Source organism: Vibrio sp. A11 (genome assembly GCF_013048705.1).
Classification (GTDB): Bacteria; Pseudomonadota; Gammaproteobacteria; order Enterobacterales; family Vibrionaceae; genus Vibrio; species Vibrio metschnikovii.
This window is the reverse complement of the sequence record NZ_VHSI01000037.1, coordinates 1-4,441: the sequence shown is the minus strand read 5'-3', so window position 1 is coordinate 4,441 and position 4,441 is coordinate 1. Positions and strand designations below refer to the sequence as shown.

Sequence of the window (4,441 nt, the reverse complement as noted above, 5' to 3'; positions counted from 1 at the left end):
CCGTTTCAGTTTGCTGAATCCATTTCATTCCTCGATTAGCAAAATATGGTGCTGGTCTGTAACCATCACAATTACTCAGAAAATCAAAGTTCAGGTCTGACACCTTAAAAGTAAATGCCGATTTCCCATCAGAGCTCCAACCTCCGACCGCAAATACCTTATCGCCTACTTTCCATACATCAGAATTGCCCCATTGAACAACATGACTAGTAGCGGGGAAAGAGCCACAAAATTCATTAAATTCATCGTAATTCATATTGTTCATCCTTGAAGCACATAACGCCCGCTTAAGGGGCTGACAACGCTACTACCAACTTTCCGCATAACACCGTAACCACAAAAACCAACGCACAATAAAAATGCCACGCGTTGGAAGTCCCTCTTGAAGCGTTTGTTAGCCGATTTTCAGATCTAGCTTGAAATTACGAATGATTTTTTCATCCAAACAGCTGCGTAAAAACTTATTCATTGCTCTCATGTCATTAGAAGAATAGAAGTCAAGCATGAGCGTATTAAACTCTTGTTGACGCTTGGCTTGCACATTAATGATAGGGAAACCATTAGCTAACAAAATACCGTTCATCATGAACCGCCCCGTACGTTTGTTAACATCCCAAAAAAATTGAGCGCGTGCCATTTGTAAAAATGCAGTAATTGCTTGATCGTAAACATCAGATTCGCTATTCACCTGACTCTCAACTTCAAGCCATTTTTCGTCCAACTCATCTGGAGCCGGAGGCTCATACTCTGAACCCGTAATAGAAACGTAACCAGAGCGAAATTTACCCCACTCTAACGCTTCTTCTTTGCCAGCGATATTGTGGATTTTTAAGGCGGTTTCTTTATTAAATTGGAACTCACCTTGATCAACTAAGCCAAAAATAAACTCCCATGCTCGAGCTTGGTTCATTGCCATATTTTGATCACTAATTCGATGACCACCTACGGTGATCCCATCTAAAATGGTTTGCACCTCAGGTAAAGTCATTGCAACACCCTCGAGGTTAACAGCGTCATAAACCAAAGATGGTACATCTCTTTTGGCAAGTTGTTTAGCCAACGGTATATTTGGTTTCATATTCCACATGTTATCTGTCAATGCTGTCATGGTGATCTTCTTCTATGTAAGTAAAACTTGGTTAAGTATACACTTACTGATGAGTAAGGTGGTAGAAGTCGGCTAACGCTCGGTTAAGGGGTGAGCAACGCAACGACCAACTCACCGCACAATACCGTAACCACAAAAATCAACGCATTACAAAAATGCCGCGCGTTGCGAATCCCTCTTTAACCGTTTGTTATGTGCGTAGCTGAAATTTACTCCAGACTAGGTTCCGGCAAAACTGGAGGTGTGCCATCCATATAAGTTAAGAAGTTTTCCCATAATTCATGCGCTCTTTGCTTGGTTAACCGAGTTTTGCAAGATATCGCCATAACACCTCGAATTGTACCATTGCGCCATTGGGTGTATACCGAATTACAATGAGAAGACATATAAGCCTGCCAATCGCCTTGAGCTAATTTAATTGCAGCTATCAACTCAACATCAGCCGAATTATGCTCAAAGCTTGCTGCAAGATACTTTGCCAACTCCACTTCAGCTGATTCTAAAGCCATGCTCGCACACTGATTAATCTCAAGCGTATTCATCGCATTATCACAATCAAGAGGTCCGTTTCCAGCAATCACAGCAGATGAAAAACAAGCAAGGATAATTAATAGACACTTTTTCATTATTTTCTCCGAAAGCACATAACGCCGCGTTAAGGGGTGAGCAACGCAACGACTAACTTACCACATTGCACTAAAAACTAATAAAATCAATGCATAACGAAAATGCCGCGCGTTGCGAATCCCTCTTAAACGCTTTGTTAACTGGCCGGTCCCAAATGCCAAAAGTACCAATATTTTTAAGCTGCCTGTGCGGCAGTGAACGAATCAGACAGACACTAGTAATGGCACCAATGTTTCTAAGCTGCCTGTGCGGCAGTGAACATCTAAGGTCAGATCGTTATCGAGTGCCAACATTTCTAAGCTGCCTGTGCGGCAGTGAACCACCAGCGGCAGACGAATACTTTGAATAAGGTTTTCTAAGCTGCCTGTGCGGCAGTGAACTATGAAACTTTATCAGTAACCTATTGTTAATAAAAGTAATTACATCAAATTTCTCAAAATAACCTTTTATTTTTCACTCGATTTATTATTAATATAAATCAATGACTTAAAATTCAACGAAAAAAGATGGGTAATTTTATTGCCAGTTAACGCCCGCTTAAGGGGCTGACAACGCTACTATCAAGTTTCCGCATAACACCGTAACCACAAAAACCAACGCATAATAAAAATGCCGCGCGTTGGAAGTCCCTCTTGAAGCGTTTGTTATGCTTTATTACTCATTGATTACATTGAACTTTTAAAAAACTCATTTGTTCGCAGCACTTTAACTCAAAATGATAAACTTGCCTACTTTCAGCAATCATTGGTGCCGATAAGATCCCAAATAAGTTGAAGCGAAATAGCCTGTGGAATCAATGAACCAGCAACACCAAAGAAAGAGACCTTTCAGCAACAATCGAACCTTTTACGCACACAATTTATCAGAGCAGAGCCGGACAAAAACGCACAAACATCGATAAACTTGCGCTAACCAAACACTGTCAGCAAGCAAGATGTTCATGAGATCCCAAACATGCTGAAGCGAAATAGCCGGTGGAATCAATGAGCAAACAACACCAAAGAAAGAGACCTTTCAGCGACAATCGAACCTTTTGCGTACACAATTTATCAGGGCAAAGTTGCCGAAAAAGCACAAGTATCGTTCAACTTTCAATCGCCACAAAAAAACAATAAACTCATAATATCAATAAATTAGAGTAGGAAAACGTCTAAATCAGACTGAGTTTTCCCATCAAAATTTATATATTGATTTTGCTGAGGCTCAATAAAGCATAACGCCCGCTTAAGGGGCTGACAACGCTACTACCAACTTTCCGCATAACACCGTAACCACCAAAATCAACGCATAATAAAAATGCCACGCGTTGGAAGTCCCTCTTGAAGCGTTTGTTATGCTTTATTACCTATTGATTGCATTGAACTTTTACAATTTTCATTGGTTAAAGCCACTTTAACTCAAAATGATAAACTTGCCTACTTTCAGCAATCATTGATGCCGATAAGATCCCAAACAAGTTGAAGCGAATTAGCCTGCGGGATCAAGGGGTCAACAACACCAAAGGAAGAGACCTTTCAGCAACAATCGAACCTTTTGCGTACACAATTTATCAGAGCAGAGTCGGAAAAAAGCGCATAACCACCGATAAACTTGCGCTAACCAAACACTGTCAGCAAGTAAGATGTTCATGAGATCCCAAACATGCTGAAGCGAAATGGCCTGCGGAATCAATGAGCAAACAACACCAAAGAAAGAGACTTTTCAGCGATAATCGAACCTTTTGCATACACAATTTATCAGAGCAAAAGCCGACAAAAACACAAAAGCCTCGTTCAACTTTCAATCGCCACCAAAAAGAACAATAAACCCATAATATAAATGAATTAGAACAGAAAACCCTTTAAATCAGACTAAGTTTTCCCATTAAAATTTATATATTGATTTTGCTGAGGCTCAATAAAGCATAACGCCGCGTTAAGGGGTGAGCAACGCAACGACCAACTCACCGCATTACACTAAAAACTAATAAAATCAATGTATAACGAAAATTCTAAGCGTTGTGAATCCCTCTTAAACGCTTTGTTATACCACTGTCTCAACGTTTTTCCCTGAATGCCATCTCACAAATAGCCTTTTTACAAACATCTGGTATTCCACAATATCGTCTTCACATAATGGAATAGGTCGAAACTGTTCCGGGGGAGCATGAGAAATTGCATTCCTTAGGTTTGCCCAAAGTAACAACTCCTCGATCTCATGCTGCTCGATTTGATAGCCACTGTTAACTAAAGCTTCTAGTTTTGACTTAAGCCCGAACAGCTTCTTGGTATTTTTATCTACAAGCTGATAAGTGATAACTGCTTCAATTAATCCCTGAAGCCTCCAGAGAGCAAACTGCCAAAGATACTGATTATCGGTATAACGATAGTAAGCAACGTCATCAAGGATATCATCCGCAATTTCAGAGCTTTCGCTACGAACCATTGCTGCTTCAGATTCATACTGATGATTTCGCGCTTCTATCATTTCGCGCACAATTGATACTGCATGATCGAAGTCGGATTCAGTTACACCATAAACCCAGTAATCATTCTCTGTCAGATTTTTTAATTGCTCGCGCATTTTATCTCCGAAGTGGTATAACGCCCGGCTAAGGGGTTGACAACGCACCGCCGAACTTAAAAAACACACTGTAAACACTGAACTTCAATTTTGCACTAAAGTCGCCACGCGTTGGCAATCCCTCTTGAGCCGTTTGTTAGTTGC

The 4,441-nt window shown here is 40.6% G+C and carries 4 protein-coding genes and 1 CRISPR repeat array; all 4 genes read right to left on the bottom strand.

From position 1 onward, the window contains the following. Positions 1 to 256 (bottom strand): MmcQ/YjbR family DNA-binding protein (locus tag FKQ60_RS16990; RefSeq protein ID WP_170906801.1); only part of this gene is annotated, 256 nt, incomplete at its 3' end. Positions 257 to 394: 138 nt separating this feature from the next. Next, positions 395 to 1,108 carry a Fic family protein gene (locus FKQ60_RS16980; RefSeq protein WP_170906800.1) on the bottom strand — a complete coding sequence of 238 codons (714 nt, stop codon included), beginning with the start codon at positions 1,106 to 1,108 and terminating at the stop codon, positions 395 to 397. A 209-nt stretch (positions 1,109 to 1,317) separates the two neighbouring features. After that, positions 1,318 to 1,734, bottom strand: a complete 417-nt coding sequence (locus FKQ60_RS16975) for a lysozyme inhibitor LprI family protein (protein WP_170906799.1) — start codon at positions 1,732 to 1,734, stop codon at positions 1,318 to 1,320. Between the two features lie 173 nt (positions 1,735 to 1,907). Beyond that, positions 1,908 to 2,115: a CRISPR direct-repeat array (repeat unit 28 nt; unit sequence TTTCTAAGCTGCCTGTGCGGCAGTGAAC). Between the two features lie 1,642 nt (positions 2,116 to 3,757). Next, complete coding sequence (locus FKQ60_RS16965; RefSeq protein WP_170906798.1) at positions 3,758 to 4,297, bottom strand: hypothetical protein; 540 nt, start codon at positions 4,295 to 4,297, stop codon at positions 3,758 to 3,760. Positions 4,298 to 4,441 lie beyond the last annotated feature (144 nt).

Bases quoted from the DNA above. Each gene is read 5' to 3' on its own strand.
- FKQ60_RS16980 (WP_170906800.1), bottom strand. From the start codon at position 1,108: ATGACAGCATTGACAGATAACATGTGGAATATGAAACCAAATATACCG.
- FKQ60_RS16975 (WP_170906799.1), bottom strand. From the start codon at position 1,734: ATGAAAAAGTGTCTATTAATTATCCTTGCTTGTTTTTCATCTGCTGTG.
- FKQ60_RS16965 (WP_170906798.1), bottom strand. From the start codon at position 4,297: ATGCGCGAGCAATTAAAAAATCTGACAGAGAATGATTACTGGGTTTAT.